Source organism: Bradyrhizobium sp. LTSP857 (assembly GCF_000938285.1).
GTDB lineage: Bacteria > Pseudomonadota > Alphaproteobacteria > Rhizobiales > Xanthobacteraceae > Bradyrhizobium.
Genome location: NZ_JYMS01000024.1, coordinates 206,777 through 222,698 on the forward strand (window position 1 = coordinate 206,777; position 15,922 = coordinate 222,698).

The window sequence follows — 15,922 nt, forward strand, 5'->3', positions numbered from 1 at the left end:
ATTGCATTGAGCCAACCAAGCTTAGCGCGCGCCACGCCACGCGCACAGGCCGCTCAGGCGCTGAACCGGATGTGCATACCTACGACTTCGCATTCTCGCGGCGTATTACACCGTGCTCTCCCCGTCGGGCAGTCGCCAGTCTCTCCACTTGATAAACCGGGACGGGCGGGGCAATTTGCGCCTGGAACCACCCACGCAACCGCGCCTGCGTACCCCGTTCAGCCATCTCGAGCGGAATGACGGTGCTTTCCAGGAAGGCGTTATGCCCGCCACGTCAGCCGACAAGCTCAAGCTCTTTCGTATCCGCCTCGCGCCAAAGGGCCGGCGCAAGCCGCCGCCAGGGCCGGATATCGAAGGAAAGATCCTTGATGCTGCCGAGTTCGTTTTTGGGCACTTCGGCTTCCGCGGCGCAACGACTGCGCTGATCGCCAAGAAGGCTTCAATCGCGAAGCCCCATATTTATTACTACTTCGAGGACAAGGAGGACTTGTATCGCGCGATCCTGGAGCGGGCGATGAACATGTGGGCCCGAGATATCGACAGCCTCGATACCGCGACCGACATCAAGACGATCCTCACCCAATACATCCACAAGAAGGTCGATTTCTCGCGAGATCACCCGCATTTGTCGCGGATCTACGCCAACGAAATCATCAGTGGCGCTCAATATGTCGGCAGCTTCATCGAAAAAGTCTCAACCCCGTTGCTTCTCGAGAAGGTGAAAACCGTCGACCAATGGGTTGCGGGCGGAGCCGTCCGGCCGATCAGCGCGGCCGACCTGTTCTTCTGTATCTGGGCAATGACCCAGGCTTATGCCGATTTTTCGAGCCAGATGACCATCATGAAGCAGAAGCGCCAGCTCGAACAGATCGACTACGACGCCGCCAAGGCGACAATCGTCCAGCTCGTTCTCGGAGGGCTCGGCCTCGAAGGCGACGGACGGCCGCCGGGTAAATCGAGCCGTCCTCGCAAGGCCGGGTGACCGCTCCGAGGCGTCCGCCTCGGCCTTGCACGCAAAGCGCTTACCTTTTTGTTTTGTCGCGCTTTCTTCGCGCTGGCCTGTGACAGCTCGACACGACGGCGCGCCTCTCGCTTGATCCACCAAACGAACCAACGTTCCGACGCGTGTCGTTGCGCGACGTCCGCCGGCGAAACGCCGGTTGCTCCAGCCCGAAATCACCTTTGTAAAATAATTTTATCGATCGTTATAATTTGGTACGATGTTTGCTGGGACCCAATTGCCTCGCAGTGCAGGCATCGACACGAGGACCGCTGCCGAAGCGGCGGGCTCCTCGACAACGGAACAATCGCCTCTGGGCCATCGCACCAGCGGCCAGCAGTTGAGGGAGAGCCTATGTCATCCAAGAGCGGCGAAGTTCCAACCCTGGTCATCACCGGTGCTCACCCCAAACTCTACAACCACGACCTCGCGCCGACCGCCCCCGAAGGACGCACCTGGGGCGTGTTCAGCCTGTTTGCAATGTGGATGTCGGACGTCCACTCCGTCGGCGGTTACACGTTCGCTGCGAGCCTGTTCTTCCTCGGCCTGACCGGCTGGCAGGTGCTGATCTCCATGTTGGTCGGCATCACGGCGGTCTACTTCCTGATGAACCTGATCGGACGCCCGTCGCTGCGCTACGGCATTCCGTTTCCGGTCGTTGCCCGCATCTCATTCGGGGTGATGGGCGCCAATCTTGCCGCCATGGTGCGGGGCGTCGTCGGCATTGTCTGGTACGGCGTGCAAACCTACTTCGCCTCCAAGGCCGTGCAGGTCCTGATCGTCACCCTGGTGCCGTCGGCCGCCGATCTCACCCACAACAGCATCGTGGGCCTATCCACGCTCGCGTGGTTCAGCTTCCTCTTCATGTGGCTGTTCCAGCTTCTCATCTTCCTGAGCGGCATGGAGCGCATCCGCCGCTTCATCGATTTCTGCGGGCCGGTGGTGTACGTCGTCATGTTCGCGCTGGCGATCTGGATGTTGTGGCAAGCCGGTTTCTCGAGCCTGTCCTTGCAGCTCAGCCCGCCGGCCGCCTCCAACGCCGCGACGATCGGGGTGATGGCGAATGCCGCGATGCTGATCGTGGCCTACTTCTCGGCCCTCCTGCTCAATTTCGGTGACTTCGCCCGGTTCGGCAAAGATGAGCAGGCCATGAAGATGGGCAATCTCCTCGGGCTGCCCGTCAACTTCCTGGTCTTCTCGATCATCACGGTGATCGTGACGGCCGGTACGCTGAAGGTGTTCGGGGAGGCGATCATGGATCCCGTACTGATCGTGGAGAAGATCGGCAATCCGTTCGTCGTCATCGTCGGATCGATCACCTTCATCGTCGCGACGATGGGCATCAACATCGTCGCCAACTTCGTTTCGCCGGCTTACGACATCTCCAACCTCAATCCCCAGCGCATCAATTTCAAGCTCGGGGGCCTCATCACCTCGATCCTGTCGGTGCTGGTATGTCCGTGGCTGTTCGTGGCAAGCCCGTCGGCCATCACGCTGTTCGTCAGCATCTTCGGTTCCGCGCTCGGGCCGATGTTCGGCATCATGATCGCCGACTACTACCTCGTGAAGCGGCAGATCGTCGTGCTGGAGGACCTCTACACGATGTCGCCGAGCGGCGAATTCCACTACGATGGCGGCTGGAACCACAAGGCGCTGATTGCGCTCGCCGTATCCGGCACGCTATCGATGGGGCTGTCGCTTGCTGGCGCCTATGGGCTGATGTTCAACGTCGGCGACTGGGGCTGGTTGATCGGCGCCAGCGTCGGCGCGATCGTTTACAGCGCGCTCTCGAAACAGGAGAGCAGCGTCATTGCCGCTCTCCCCGCGGGCGAATGATAATCAGGATCCTTACGGCCGAGCCGGCACCAGCCGGTTCGGCTGGCAAGGCCGCCTGGGCAAGGGCCGGTTGATCTGGGAATCGACAATTCCCAGACCAGTTCCATCCTCGCTTTCAGATCTACGGCCAGACGTCGCCGGTGCATCCTCAGATCCTACAGCGACTGACCGGCGCGCTGGCATTCTCCTTGCTGCATGAGGGTCAATCCCTCAGACCCGCAGTGGGTCTGTCTCATTGTGAGGCGATCACATGCAGCCGACGTCCCGTTTCGAAGCGACTATCCCGACACAGCTCCACGCACTGATTTCCGATCTGCGCTGGCGCACGCAAATGCTCGATGCTGACATTTTGGAGGAAGAGCGGCGGGCTGGGATCTCCGACCCAAAGAACCTGGCCTACCCGATGCTCGCTCTGAACCTGAGGGCTCGGCGCGACAATATCCAGGTGAGCATCACGATCCTCGAAAGCCGCCTTGAGAAACAATCGGCCGCGTGGCAACGCGCCGCCTGATGCGAATGGTGTCCGCCCGACCTGCAGCGCGACGTGCTGGCAGGTGGCGATGGGGCGGTAGCTCGATCGACTGCGATGTCGAGCGCCCATGGATTCGCGTTGCCAATCTGCAACGGTTCCCCACGGTCTGAAGCCGGACAAAAGAAACGCCCATTGCGGCCACGAACCCCGCTCACAACGCCGTGAGACAAGCAGGGGAACGACGATGCGTGCACAACGCGTTTGGAAAGTGAATGGAGCCGCCAGCATCGGACAGCTTCAATCCAGACTGGACGACCTGAACAAGCGTCTCAGCCAGCTCGAAAATCAGCATCCCGCAAGCTGGAAGATCGACGAGCTGAAATCGAATGCGCTCAGCCTGTCGCGAGAGATCGACGACATCCGCTGCGCCGAAGCGACGGCCGCGTTGGGAGAATTGCTGCGGAAATAAGACAGCGGGCCGCTCGACGGGTTTCTTCGCCGCCCGCCGAGCACCCGTCTTTTGTGCACAATCCCGCCACATCTTGAACGTTCATCGCGCGGGTCCACATCTCAGGGAACAACAGCGGTCGCAAATCCCAGGGATTGACCCAATCCATGAGCATGTCCGGATCAGTCAGCCCTGAACGCCATGTCGTCGTTCTCGTCTATCCGGACATCATGGCGATGGATGTCTGCGGCCCGATGGAAGCCTTCGCCATGGCGAATGCGCTTGCTGGTCGCGGCCTGTATCGCCTTTCGGTCGCTGCCGTCACGATCGATCCGATCAGGACGTCGCTCGGGTTCTGCATCGTTCCGAATTACGCGCTCAGGGATCTCGAAGGCCCGATCGACACCCTGCTGGTCGCGGGCGGATATGGTCACGTCGCAGCCTTGCGCGACCCGGCGCTGACCGGCTGGCTGCGCGAAGCAGCGCCTCGCGCGCGACGACATGGCTCGATCTGCACCGGCGCGTTTCCGCTGGCGGCGTCAGGTCTTCTCGACGGCAAGCGCGCGACGACGCACTGGGCTCTTGCGCTGTCTTTCGCACAAAGTTTTCCGGCGACGACGCTCGAGATCGACAGCATCTTCGTGCGCGATGGCCAGACCTATACGTCGGCCGGCATCACGGCCGGAATCGATCTTGCGCTCGCGCTGATCGAGGAAGATCACGGGCGGACATTCGCACTGCGTGTGGCCCGCAGCCTGGTGGTATTCCTGAAGCGCCCCGGTGGGCAGTCGCAATTCTCGACGCACCTTCAGGCGCAGTTCTCATCGGTTCCCGCGATCCGCAAGGCGCAGGAATGGGCGCTCGCCCATCTCTCCGAAGACCTCAGCGCCAAGGCTTTTGCAGCCCATGTCGGGATGAGCGAGCGGAACTTTCGCCGGATGTTCGTCGATGAACTGCGCGAGACACCGCGCGAATATGTCGAGAGGATCCGCCTCGACGAGGCCCGGCGTCAAATCGAGGATACCGACCTTCCCGCCCAGACTGTCGCAAAACGATGCGGCTTCGGCACGGTGCACAGCCTGCGGCGCGCGTTCGTGCGTCAGCTCGGCGTGACACCGCAATGGTATCGGGCGCAGTTTCAGAAGAACGACGTCGCCGGCAAATCCGCCTGAACAACTTATGCGTGTAAACCTTGGCCGGATTTACACCATCTTTGGCCAGGACTGCACACGTGGCGGAATAGTCGGCGCACGCGTTTCGTTGTTTAATCGCGACATCGTCCGCCGCACGCGGCGTTGTCGAAAGGAGCCCACATCGGATGCGCACCAACGGACTTGTGGAACTTTTTCCGGACGCGGACCATCACGCAGTGCCCGCCGTTCTGGATCATCTCTCTGCCGGCGTAGCCCTGCTCGATCGCAAGCTCCACGTTCAGTTTGCCAACAAAGCCTTCCGAGCCATGACGAATGATGGAGCGCTGGCCTTGCGCGGCCGGACGCTTTCGAGCTCCTGGCCGTCCTCGGCACGACAATTCGATCGCATGACCCGCTCCGCCCTGCTCGGCGCGCCCGGCGGCACGATGGCCATTCCACATCCGGACGACGGGCGCCTCATCACCATTCTGGTGACGCCGGCGCACGGCCGCGAATACGACGGCTTGACCGTCCCTGGGCATCGCGACAGCGCGGCGATCATCTTCATGCTCGACCCGGCCCGACCGTCGACACTCCCGCCGGTTTGGGTCATGGACGCCTACCAGCTGACGATGGCGGAGGCCCAGGTGGCGCTGCAGGCCTCGCTCGGCCGTTCCGTGTCCGACATCGGGGTCCGGCTCAAGGTTTCACCGAATACGGTCAAGACGCATCTGCGTCGCGTCTTCGCCAAGACCGGCGTGCGTGGTCAGGCGGAGCTGGTGGGTCTCATTGCGGCGCTGCGGTCCGTTCGCGGCGATTGCGGAGCTTAACGGGGGCCGTTCAGCCCAGTCGTCAGTGGGACCAACGTCCGCCGCGTTTCTATTGGGCGTGTTGGCGGCTCGCCGCGAGTGCCCGTATCATTTCAACAACGATGAACATCAGGATCACGACCATCAGCACGACGACGGACGCCGCAGCAATGACCGGATTGACCTGGAGCAGGATGTTGTCCCACATCTGCTTTGGCAGCGTGGTCTTCAGGCCTCCACCGACGAACATCGCCACCGTCAATTCCTCGAAAGACTGAAGGAATCCGGTCACAAAGCCGACCGCGAGACCGCCGCTGACGAGCGGCAATGTCACCCGCCAGAGGATGCGCGAGCGCCCCGCCCCGAGCGTCGAAGCCGCGGCATTGAGACCCCAATCATAGCCCTTGAAGGTTGCCAGCATCACCATGAAGACCACCGGCAGCGCGATCACGGCATGGCCGATAATGATGCCGAGATCGGTCGCAACCAACGACATCTTCGCGAACAGATAAAACAGCGAGATTGCGATCACGATCGAGGGAACCATCATCGGCGACAGGCACAGCAGGAAAGCCAGGCTGCCGAACCGTCCCTTGGTGTGGACAACGCCAAGTGCGGCCATCGATGCGACCACCAGCGTGATCGCCCCCGCCGCGAAACCGATGCCGAATGAACGCATCATCGCCGCAACCCACAGCGGCGACGTCGCGAATTCCTCGAACCAGCGCATGCTGAACCCAGGCGGTGGGAACGACAGGAAGTTCGATGCCGTGAACGCCATCGGCACGAAGGCGATGATCGGGATCAGCAGCACGCCGAGGATGGCCCAGGCGTAGACCGACATGAACATGGCTCCGCGCAGGCCGCGAACGTGGCGCGTCCAGCCGTCCTCGATGAGACCGAAGACCAGCCCGATCGCGTGTGCCATGCCGAGCCCTGCCCGCCGCAACAGGCCGTCCGGCCGGGAGGGCCTCGCTCCCCCGCCGGTCACCGACGACAGGCCGAAGATGCGGTCGTAGGCAAAGCAGGTCGCGACCGCCGAAATCAGCAGGATCGCCGCCAGCGCACTCCCGAGCTGCCAGTTCTGCAGCTCGTTGATTTGCAGAATGATCAGCTGCCCGATCATCGAGTCCCTGGGACCGCCGATCAGCGCCGGTGTGATGAAGAAACCAAGCGAGGCGACCAGCACCAGCAGCCCGGCGGCTGCGACCCCGCGCATCGAAAGTTGAAAGAACACCTGCCAGAACGCGCGCGAGGCGTTGGCGCCGAGCGTCGATGCCGCCATCAGGAGACGGCGATCGATCTGGTTCATCACCGGCAACATGGTGACGACGGCGAGCGGCAGCAAAGTATGCGTCATCGCGAAGATGACGGTCGTGCGGCTGAACAGGAGTTTGTCGCCGCCGGCCAGGCCAAGCGCGAGCATGGTCTTGGCGACGATGCCGTTGCGGCCGAGCAGCACCAGCCACGAGAAGTTTTTGATCAATGCGCTGGTCCAGAACGGCAGCAGCACGACCAGCGCCGCGATACGTTGTTGACGCGGCGGCTTGCACGACAGCCAATAGGCTAGGGGATAGCCGAGCAACAGGCACAGCGCCGTCGTCCACAGCGCAACAGAGAAGGTGGTCGACAGCACCGCGAGATACGGCCCGTTCCAGATCCGCAGGAATGCCGCCGCGCTCAGCGCACCCGTCTTGTCGATGACGCTTAGCGACAACACCTGCGCCGTCGGCCAGATCAGGAACACCGCCAGGAAGGCAATCGCGGGCGCTGCAAGCCAGAGCGGATCGAACTTCAGCTTGGCCCGCGCAGGTCGGGCAGCGCCCTCGAGGGAGGCGATATCGGTCATCGGTCGGTCGCTCTCCCTCACGGCTCCAAGTTCAGGCGCGCTTGGCGACCGGCGCAGGAGCAGCCACGGCGTGGCGGTTCTCCGGACGCGACAGGCCGAGATGCTCGCGCAGGGTACGGCCCTCATAGTCGTTGCGGAACACGCCGCGCCGCTGGAGTTCCGGCACCACTTTGGTGACGAAGTCCTGCATCGTGCTCGGCAGCGCCACGAACGAGATCATGAAGCCGTCGCAGGCCCCCGCCTCGATCCAGGACTCCATGTGATCGGCCACTTGCGTCGGCGTGCCGCAGAACGTGGCCTTGGCACGATTGAAGCGGCGCGTGATATCGCGCAGCGTCAGGCCCTGCCGGATCAGGCCGGCGATCTCGTCGAAATAGGCCTTATGAAGGTTCGAGGTTGCCGGAATCCGGCTCACCGGCACCGGCTCGTCGAGCGGCAGATCCGACAAATCGGTTTCGAGGTCCTGGCTGAGCCTCAGGACGCCGACATCGGGGTGAACGAGCTCCTGCCAGCTGTCGAGCTTGTCGCGCGCCTCCTGCTCGCTCTCGCCGATCACGACCGAGATGCCGGAGGCGATCTTCAGATCATCCGGATGGCGCCCGAACTTGCCCATCCGCTCCTTCAGATCGCGATAGAACGCGATTGCGCCGTCGAGATTGCCGCTGGAGCCGAACACCACCTCGGCATATTCGGCAGCGAAATCCCTGCCCGTGTCGGAGGCGCCGGCCTGGATGATGACCGGGCGGCCCTGCGGCGGCCGCTCGAGGTTGAGCACGCCGTGCACGGTGAAGTACTTGCCCTGGTGATCGACCAGATGCTGCTTTTCGGGAATGAAGCTCTGGCACGTGGCCTTGTCGTAGACAAAGGCGCCGTCCTCCCAGCTGTCCCACAGCGCTTCGACGACATCGATGAACTCTTTGGCCTTGGCATAGCGGTCCGCATGCGGCGGCAGACGGTCGAGGCCGAAATTGCGCGCCGCATAGTCGTTCGCGGAGGTCACGACGTTCCAGGCCGCGCGGCCGTGCGAGATGTGATCCAGCGAGGAAAACAGCCGGGCGATGTTGTACGGCTCGTAGAAGCTGGTCGAGGCGGTGGCGCCGAGACCGATACGGCTCGTCGCCCCGGCGATCGCCGAGAGCAGCGTCAGCGGCTCCAGCACGTTCATGAACAGCGGCGAGCGGCTCCAGGCCTTCAGGTTCTCGGTGCGCGCGGCCGGCGTGTCGGCGATGAAGAAGAAGTCGAACTTGCCGCGCTCGGCGAGCTGGGCCATCTCGCGGTAGTAGTCGATGTCGGTCGACGCATGAGGACGCGCCTCATCCATCAACCAGGACGCCGCGTGCGATCCGTTGGCATGAACCAACGCCCCGATCGCCATCTGTTTCTTCTTGCTCATGATCGACCCTCGTTGACTTCGAAATGATTCCCAAGCCTCAGCCCTTCTTGCCGCCCATCAGCAGCCATTCCTGAAAGCGCTCGGAAATGGCGGCATAGTTCTTACCCCAATAGGCGAAGTCGCGGATGGTGAGGCCGGCGAGATTCTCGGGCAGCGTCGGCAGCACCTTTGCGCGTTCCGGCTTGATGAAGTTGTAGGCCTTCAGATTGGTCGGCCCATTGGCGACGATGTTCGAATAGGCCGCCTGCCGCTCCGGGTGCATGCAGAACTTCACGAACTCACGCGCCGGCTTCAGCTTCGTCGTGCCCTTCGGGATCGACCAGCCGTCGACCGAATACAGACCTTTCCAGACGATGCCGACCGGCGCGCCGGAATCGATCGCGGCAAAGGCCCGCGCTGACCAGGTGTCGGCCATATCCACTTCGCCGTTCTGAAGGATCTGGGTGTTCTGCGCGCCGGCGGTCCACCAGACGGCGACCTCGGAGCGGATCTTCTCCAGCATCGCGAAGGCACGATCGACGTCGAGGGGATAAAGGTCCTTTGGCGCGACGCCGTCGGCCAGCAACGCCGATTCCAGCACGCCCTTGGGATTGCGGTACAGGCCACGGCGCCCCGGAAACTTGGCGGTGTCCCAGAAGTCCGCCCACCCGGTCGGGGCCGCCGCCTTGTAGGTGTCGGTCCGGTAGGCCATCACGATGCCATAGGCCGAGAAGCCAAACCAGTTCGGCATCAGCGAGCCCGGAATGAACTCGTCGTCCGGTCCCTTCGAAATCTCGAGCGGCTCGAGATAATCCTTCTCATTGGTCAGGCGCAGCACGTCATCCGGCGTCACCATGCAGACGTCCCAGAGCTTGGTGCCGGTGTCGACGATGACCTTGAATTGCGTCACCGGATCGGACTCGTGGACGACGCCGACCACCTTGATGCCGGTCTCCTTCTCGAAGGGTTCATAGAAGGCGGTGCGGATCGCAGCACCCGGCGCGCCGCCGACATCGGCCACGGTGATCTGCTCGGCGGCGGTTGCCGGTCCGGTCCAGATCGCCGGCAGCGCGAGGCCTGCGGCCGCCACACCGGTTGTCTTGATAAGCTTGCGTCGCGAGATCGTGTTGGTGGACATCCTGGTCTCCGTGATGCGCGAGATCGAGTTGCAATGATGGTGTGGTTCAGGTGACGGTGGACGCGCCTTCCAGCAGGCGGGCTTGAGTGCGGTCCCAGCGAATGAAGATCGGTTCTCCGATTGTGATCGGTGGAAGGCCGGCGGCGCGGCGCGCCGTCATCAGGCTGCCGCTGCCAAGCCGCACCAGGAGACGCGTTTCGGAACCGGCATAGATGGTCTCCTCGACATGCCCGGCGACATAGGCGTCGTCGCGCGCGCACAGTTCGAGCTTCTCGGGACGGATCACCAGCGCCGCCTTGCGTCCGGCAGGCATCGCCTGCCCGGGCGGCAGCGGCACCCGGCCATCCGGCGTGTCGAAAGTGCCGTCGCCGGCGACCTCGCCATGGATCAGGTTCGAAGCGCCGATGAAGTCGGCGACGAAAATGTTGGCCGGCCGCTCGTAGATCTCTTCGGGCGCGCCGAGCTGCTCGATTCTGCCGTCATTCATCAGGCAGATCCGGTCGGCCAGCGCCAGCGCCTCTTCCTGGTCATGCGTGACGAAAATGATGGTCGCGCCGGTCTCGCGATGCAGGCGTTTGATCTCGACCCGCATGCTGTCCCTGAGCTTCTTGTCGAGCGCCGACAGCGACTCATCCATCAGAATCAGGGACGGCTGGTAGACGAAACAGCGCGCCAGCGCGACACGCTGCTGCTGACCACCGGACAATTCGCGCGGAAAACGCTTGGCGAAGTCGGACAACCCGACCATCGCGAGCGTCTCCTCAACCCTGTTTCGCAGTTTCGCCTGGGCGAGCTTGCGCATCTGGAGCGGAAAGGCGACGTTCTCATAGACCGTGAGATGCGGGAACAGCGCGTAATTCTGGAAGACGACGCCGATGTCGCGCTTGTTGGCCGGATTGTCGGTCTCGTCTCGCCCGTCGATGACCAGCCGTCCGCCGGACGGTTCGACCAGCCCGCAGATGATTTGCAGCAGCGTCGTCTTGCCCGATCCCGAGGGCCCGAGCACCGCCAGCAGCTCTCCCGACATCACCTTCAATTCGAGCGGCTTGAGGACGGTCGAGGTGCCGTAGGTCTTGGAGACGCCGCGGACATGCAGCTTCACCTGCGCGGCAGACCGTTCAGCGGAACTGGATGCCGGGACATCATTGGCAGCACCGGACCCGGAACGCCCGGCCAGCGGAAACGCATCGGCGCGATCGTCTCGAAGCGGCGGGAAGGTGCGGATCGCGTCCATCATCGGTCCTGTGAGATCCAGCTCGGGCGAAGTAAGCTCTGCGGAACGGCCATGTGTAAACTACAAAATCGAGGCGCCTTGCCGCTACGAGACCAGTCGGTCACGTGCAGATTTGTTGGGCGATTCCTGATGATAGCTTGGTCGTCTGGCCTGTTTCGCAGTCACGGCATGACATGCGGCCAGCGATCACTGGACGATGGGATCTGTGCTGCCGTTCTCGGTGAATGGAGCCATGTCACCCGGGCAGGCCGCCCTGCCCGGCCAAATCGGCCGTGGACCCGCCCCGAAAATCGTTGCAAAAAGGCGCTCCCGAGGCGCCGGCGGCCGGTCGGCCAAGCCTCTGGAAAACGTCGACTTTTGGAAGAATGGTCGGAGTGGCAGGATTCGAACCTGCGACCCCTGCGTCCCGAACGTAAGTAGCAAGCGAAAAGATCAACAAAAACAATAAGGTTTGCTCGCGATTGCCGCCTCTACCCCCGTTTGTTGACGGGGTTTCGGTGGTCAAGCGGTGGTCAGCCTCCGGCGCGATTCGACGGTCGGGCCACGCCAAAGTGTCAAGCACTCCATAGCGCGGAGAGAGCACGCTGCCATGATCAACTGCGAACGGCAACGCCGCGCTGCGGACCTCTAACCTTATTTGGCGGGATTCTCGTATGATGGCTTGGAGTATACGGGCACGGGTGCCAATTTCGTGCCCCGCGTCGTCGATAATGGCGAGCCGCCGTTCAGGATCGTCTTCGGGAATGTCGATTAAAATGCCTATGGCAAGCACTGTCGCCTTGATGATTGCTTCGATGTCGTCGTCACAGACAAAGCCTGATGAATCAAACAGCCGGTGGCCGTCCTTATGTCACCAAGAACAGCTCTTGTGACATCTGCTTCGGGGTCAAAAGCATCGGTTGGCGCTCAGTCGGAAACTTCCGATCTCCCCCTATCAACCGCCCTCCCATCTTCTTGTCATTGATGAGAAAGGTCACCCCTTTTTCTCTTTTTTGCTCCGCATTTTTAATTATTTGTGTTGTGATTTTTATTTATTAGTTTTATTTAATTTTAGATTATTAAATGGTCCGAAGTGCGGGAATAGTTCGATTTTGCGATCCAACACCTGAAATGGCCGGCAATGCAGCCAGTTTGGTGTAAGAGCGCGACTTGTAGAAAATCGATCCGCTTTTCAAATCCGGAAAGACGCGGGACGTGTCATGAGCGCCTTCGAAACCAACGTGCAAGCTGACAAAGCCACGGGCGATTATGTTGTTTGCCATGGCATTCGGATAGATTTCAGCGAAATCATCAACGAAGACATGCTGACGTCGGCGGGTATCAAGGCGATGCGCCAGCAATTCCAAACCAACACGCCATTTCCCCACCTCGTGATCGATCGTTTGTTCTCGCCTCAATTGCTTGAGCTGATGTACGCCGAATTTGACGATATGAAGTGGAACGACTTGCGCGTCGCGGCGACGGCGGTAGAGATCAAGCGCGGTTCGCTGCCCAACGCGAAGTTCGGCCCGGCGGCGCAGATCTACTTCCAGGCGATTGCTTCCGGGCGGTTCATCGATATCCTAAAACAGATTACCCGGATCGACGGTCTGGTCTGCGATACTGAACTATACAATGGCGGGTTGCATGAGATCCCGAACCGCGGCCATTTTAGCGTCCATATCGATTTTACCCACCATCCGGTCACCAATCTCGACAATCGGTTGGTTTTGATTACCTACCTTAACGAAGGCTGGATCGAGGACGACGGCGGTTTGCTGGAATTATGGGACAAGGAAGCAAATGCCTGCGCCAAGAAAGTTGTGCCCCTCATAGGTCGCACTATCCTGTTTTACCAATCGGCGCTCAGCCTGCATGGTGTCAGCCTGACGAAGAAAGCGCGCGGCGCCAAGCCGCGGCGTTCGGCCGCTTGCTATTATTATTCCAATGGCCGCGAAGACGAAAGCGAACACGCCGGCAATACGGAATATTTCCAGTCCAAGAATGACAACTTCCGCTTTAAGCAAAATGTGAGGATGTTTATTCCGCCGGTTCTGGTCAATTTGGTCCAAAGCTTCCGGCGCGCTTGGAGTTAACCCTGCGCCAAATCCTTTGTCTCCCTCCGGCGAGGGCCGCCTTGTTGGATTAGTCCAATTGGTGCGTAACAGTCCTTATGGACAGCCATAAGCGCAGTACTCAGCTTGAACGGCTTGAGGTGGTCGAGACTGGTCGCCGGCGACGCTGGTCGGATGACGAAAAGCTGCGGATCGTGACCGAAAGCTTTCAAGCGCCGCGCGCGATATCGTCGACAGCAAGACGCCATGGCATATCACGTTCGTTGCTGATGACATGGCGGCGCTCGTTCGGTCCCGAGCCGATCAGCCCTCAAAGCGAGCAATCCGGCTTTGCGCGGGTCGTCCTTGCCGCTGAGGTCGAGCCGGCGGTTGCTGCCACAGCGACGAGCGGGCAGATGGTGATCGTCGTTGGCCGGGATCGTCGGGTGATTGTCGATGCGGGCGTCGATGCGGCCGCCCTGGCGCGGGTGCTGCAGGTTCTGGAGCGTCGATGATCCCAGTCTCTTCGAGCGCACGCATCTGGATTGCGACCGGCTACACTGACATGCGCAAGGGCATGCAGGGTTTGTCATTATTGGTGCAGGAAAGCCTTGGTCGCGATCCGTTCGCCGGAGATGTCTTCGTGTTCCGCGGACGCGGCGGTTCGCTGATCAAGGCCTTGTGGCACGATGGAATTGGATTGTCGCTCTACGCGAAGCGGTTGGACCGTGGCCGTTTTGTCTGGCCGGCGACGGTGGGCGGTGTGGTGGGGCTGAGCGCGGCGCAGATGAGTTATCTGCTGGAGGCGATCGACTGGCGCAATCCGCAGCACACGTGGCGGCCACAGAGCGCAGGATAGGCTCAAAAAAGTTCTGAGGTGCGGAAGAAAAGACGCCTCAAATCGCCTCTTTTGTGATTCCATCGGGGCCATGGGTGACGGCCTTGAATCGCTGCCAGACGACATCGAAACGCTGCAAGCGGCATTGATCGTTGCTCGGGCGGAGGCTGCGGCCGCCCGTGCCCGGCAGTCCGACGACCAGGCGTTGATCGCCCATCTGAAGCTGCAGATCGAGAAACTCAACCGCGACCGCCATGGTCCGCGCTCGGAGCGTACCGCGCGGCTATTGGATCAGCTTGAACTGACGCTGGAGGAGCTGGAGAGTTCGGCGACGGAGGACGAACTCGCCGCCGAAATGGCCGCGGCCAAAACCACGAAGGTGGCGTCGTTCACGCGCAAGCGGCCGTCACGCCAGCCGTTCCCGGAGCATCTACCTCGCGAGCGGGTGATCGTGCCGGGACCTGTGGCGTGCGCCTGCTGTGGCGGCGCGCGGCTGTCCAAGCTCGGCGAGGACATCACCGAGACGCTGGAGGTGATCCCGAAATCCTGGAAAGTGATCCAGCACGTCCGCGAGAAGTTTACTTGCCGTGATTGCGAGAAGATCAGCCAGGCTCCGGCGCCGTTCCATGTGCTTGCCCGCGGCTGGGCGGGGCCAAGCCTGCTGGCGATGGTGCTGTTCGAGAAGTTTGGTCAACATCAGCCGCTGAACCGGCAAGCGGAGCGCTATGCCAAGGAGGGCGTGCCGATCAGTCTGTCGACCCTGGCCGACCAGGTCGGCGGCTGCACCGCGGCGCTGGCACCTTTGTTCAAGCGCCTCGAGGCCTACGTACTGAGCGCCGAGCGATTGCACGGGGACGACACCACGGTTCCGGTCCTGGCCAAAGGCAAGACCGACACCGGCCGGATCTGGGTCTATGTGCGCGACGACAAGCCTTTTGGAGGGCAGGCCCCGCCGGGCGCGGTGTTCTATTACTCGCGCGATCGGGCCGGCGAGCATCCCCAGGCTCACTTGGCCAACTACAGCGGAATCTTCCAGGCCGATGCCTATGGCGGCTATGGCAGGCTTTACGAACCGGGCCGCAACGCAGGTCCGATCCTGGAAGCCGCGTGCTGGGTCCATGCCCGGCGGCCGTTCTTCGTGATGGCTGATCTGGCCGAGAATGCGCGTCGCAAGGCTCAGGGCAAGAGGCCGGCAGTGATCTCGCCGCTGGCGCTGGAAACAGTCCGCCGGATCGACGCCCTGTTCGAGATCGAGCGGACCATCAACGGTCAGAGCGCCGAAAGGCGCCAGGCAGTTCGCCGGGAACTCAGCGCGCCGCTCGTGGCCGATCTGGAAGCCTGGATGCGCACACAACGCGCCAAGCTCTCGCGCAGCAACGATGTCGCCAAGGCCATGGACTACATGCTCAAGCGCTGGAGCGCATTTACCCGCTTCCTCGATGACGGCCGCATCTGCCTGTCCAACAATGCGGCGGAGCGTGGCGTGCGCGGCATCGCTTTAGGTCGGAAGTCGTGGTTGTTCTGCGGCTCGGATCGCGGCGGCGAGCGGGCGGCGGTGATGTACAGCCTGATCGTCACCGCCAAGATGAACGACGTCGATCCGCAAGCCTGGCTCGCCGACGTTCTGGCGCGCATCGCCGAGCATCCCGTCCAAAGGCTCGACGAACTGCTGCCATGGAATTGGCGCTCTGCCATCCGGAACGTTGATCAAGCCGCCTGAGCCGAAAATGACCCGCGCGCGGTCTTCGCCGGATGCTTAC

14 protein-coding genes are annotated in these 15,922 nt (G+C 61.9%); 10 read left to right on the plus strand and 4 right to left on the minus strand.

Annotated features, from left to right (window positions below):
- Positions 1–112 precede the first annotated feature (112 nt).
- From UP06_RS13365 to UP06_RS13390, 6 genes are all read left to right on the plus strand, one after another.
- Positions 113–982 carry a TetR/AcrR family transcriptional regulator gene (locus tag UP06_RS13365; protein ID WP_156162940.1) on the plus strand — a complete coding sequence of 290 codons (870 nt, stop codon included), beginning with the start codon at positions 113–115 and terminating at the stop codon, positions 980–982.
- Between the two features lie 372 nt (positions 983–1,354).
- Positions 1,355–2,836 carry an NCS1 family nucleobase:cation symporter-1 gene (locus UP06_RS13370; protein ID WP_045003038.1) on the plus strand — a complete coding sequence of 494 codons (1,482 nt, stop codon included), beginning with the start codon at positions 1,355–1,357 and terminating at the stop codon, positions 2,834–2,836.
- A 250-nt stretch (positions 2,837–3,086) separates the two neighbouring features.
- The gene (locus tag UP06_RS13375; RefSeq protein ID WP_045003039.1) at positions 3,087–3,347 is read left to right on the plus strand and encodes a hypothetical protein; all 261 of its coding nucleotides are present in this window, start codon (positions 3,087–3,089) and stop codon (positions 3,345–3,347) included.
- 88 nt (positions 3,348–3,435) lie between these two features.
- On the plus strand, positions 3,436–3,777 hold the full coding sequence (locus UP06_RS13380) for a hypothetical protein (RefSeq protein ID WP_245305466.1): 342 nt from the start codon (positions 3,436–3,438) through the stop codon (positions 3,775–3,777).
- A 146-nt stretch (positions 3,778–3,923) separates the two neighbouring features.
- Positions 3,924–4,928 (plus strand): GlxA family transcriptional regulator, encoded by a 1,005-nt coding sequence (locus UP06_RS13385; RefSeq protein ID WP_197087213.1) that lies wholly within the window; start codon positions 3,924–3,926, stop codon positions 4,926–4,928.
- Positions 4,929–5,074: 146 nt separating this feature from the next.
- The gene (locus UP06_RS13390; RefSeq protein ID WP_045003041.1) at positions 5,075–5,719 is read left to right on the plus strand and encodes a helix-turn-helix transcriptional regulator; all 645 of its coding nucleotides are present in this window, start codon (positions 5,075–5,077) and stop codon (positions 5,717–5,719) included.
- 49 nt (positions 5,720–5,768) lie between these two features.
- On the opposite strand, the gene UP06_RS13395 is transcribed toward UP06_RS13390, so the two are convergent.
- The 4 genes from UP06_RS13395 to UP06_RS13410 are packed head-to-tail and all read right to left on the minus strand — an operon-like array spanning position 5,769 to position 11,294.
- The gene (locus UP06_RS13395) at positions 5,769–7,547 is read right to left on the minus strand and encodes an ABC transporter permease subunit (RefSeq protein ID WP_045003042.1); all 1,779 of its coding nucleotides are present in this window, start codon (positions 7,545–7,547) and stop codon (positions 5,769–5,771) included.
- A 31-nt stretch (positions 7,548–7,578) separates the two neighbouring features.
- Positions 7,579–8,940 carry an LLM class flavin-dependent oxidoreductase gene (locus tag UP06_RS13400; RefSeq protein ID WP_156162941.1) on the minus strand — a complete coding sequence of 454 codons (1,362 nt, stop codon included), beginning with the start codon at positions 8,938–8,940 and terminating at the stop codon, positions 7,579–7,581.
- A 37-nt stretch (positions 8,941–8,977) separates the two neighbouring features.
- On the minus strand, positions 8,978–10,057 hold the full coding sequence (locus UP06_RS13405; protein WP_045003043.1) for an ABC transporter substrate-binding protein: 1,080 nt from the start codon (positions 10,055–10,057) through the stop codon (positions 8,978–8,980).
- 46 nt (positions 10,058–10,103) lie between these two features.
- Positions 10,104–11,294, minus strand: a complete 1,191-nt coding sequence (locus UP06_RS13410; protein ID WP_245305467.1) for an ABC transporter ATP-binding protein — start codon at positions 11,292–11,294, stop codon at positions 10,104–10,106.
- 1,196 nt (positions 11,295–12,490) lie between these two features.
- Here UP06_RS13410 and UP06_RS13420 point away from each other — a divergent pair.
- From UP06_RS13420 to tnpC, 4 genes are all read left to right on the plus strand, one after another.
- A complete protein-coding gene (locus tag UP06_RS13420) occupies positions 12,491–13,366 on the plus strand; it encodes a 2OG-Fe(II) oxygenase (RefSeq protein WP_050031611.1) in 876 nt (291 codons plus the stop codon).
- A 77-nt stretch (positions 13,367–13,443) separates the two neighbouring features.
- Positions 13,444–13,839, plus strand: coding sequence for an IS66-like element accessory protein TnpA (tnpA, locus tag UP06_RS13425; RefSeq protein WP_044999804.1), 396 nt, complete (start codon positions 13,444–13,446; stop codon positions 13,837–13,839).
- Entirely contained in the window at positions 13,836–14,183 is a 348-nt protein-coding gene (tnpB, locus tag UP06_RS13430; protein ID WP_044999806.1) for an IS66 family insertion sequence element accessory protein TnpB, read from the plus strand. The genes tnpA and tnpB overlap by 4 nt, the downstream gene beginning before the upstream one ends.
- Positions 14,184–14,253: 70 nt before the next feature.
- Positions 14,254–15,882, plus strand: coding sequence for an IS66 family transposase (tnpC, locus tag UP06_RS13435; protein ID WP_044999807.1), 1,629 nt, complete (start codon positions 14,254–14,256; stop codon positions 15,880–15,882).
- Positions 15,883–15,922 lie beyond the last annotated feature (40 nt).

Coding starts and splice junctions, on each gene's coding strand:
- UP06_RS13370 (WP_045003038.1), top strand. CDS start 1,355: ATGTCATCCAAGAGCGGCGAAGTTCCAACCCTGGTCATCACCGGTGCT.
- UP06_RS13375 (WP_045003039.1), top strand. CDS start 3,087: ATGCAGCCGACGTCCCGTTTCGAAGCGACTATCCCGACACAGCTCCAC.
- UP06_RS13380 (WP_245305466.1), top strand. CDS start 3,436: ATGGATTCGCGTTGCCAATCTGCAACGGTTCCCCACGGTCTGAAGCCG.
- UP06_RS13385 (WP_197087213.1), top strand. CDS start 3,924: ATGAGCATGTCCGGATCAGTCAGCCCTGAACGCCATGTCGTCGTTCTC.
- UP06_RS13390 (WP_045003041.1), top strand. CDS start 5,075: ATGCGCACCAACGGACTTGTGGAACTTTTTCCGGACGCGGACCATCAC.
- UP06_RS13395 (WP_045003042.1), bottom strand. CDS start 7,547: ATGACCGATATCGCCTCCCTCGAGGGCGCTGCCCGACCTGCGCGGGCC.
- UP06_RS13400 (WP_156162941.1), bottom strand. CDS start 8,940: ATGAGCAAGAAGAAACAGATGGCGATCGGGGCGTTGGTTCATGCCAAC.
- UP06_RS13405 (WP_045003043.1), bottom strand. CDS start 10,057: ATGTCCACCAACACGATCTCGCGACGCAAGCTTATCAAGACAACCGGT.
- UP06_RS13410 (WP_245305467.1), bottom strand. CDS start 11,294: ATGATGGACGCGATCCGCACCTTCCCGCCGCTTCGAGACGATCGCGCC.
- UP06_RS13420 (WP_050031611.1), top strand. CDS start 12,491: ATGAGCGCCTTCGAAACCAACGTGCAAGCTGACAAAGCCACGGGCGAT.
- tnpA (WP_044999804.1), top strand. CDS start 13,444: ATGGACAGCCATAAGCGCAGTACTCAGCTTGAACGGCTTGAGGTGGTC.
- tnpB (WP_044999806.1), top strand. CDS start 13,836: ATGATCCCAGTCTCTTCGAGCGCACGCATCTGGATTGCGACCGGCTAC.
- tnpC (WP_044999807.1), top strand. CDS start 14,254: ATGGGTGACGGCCTTGAATCGCTGCCAGACGACATCGAAACGCTGCAA.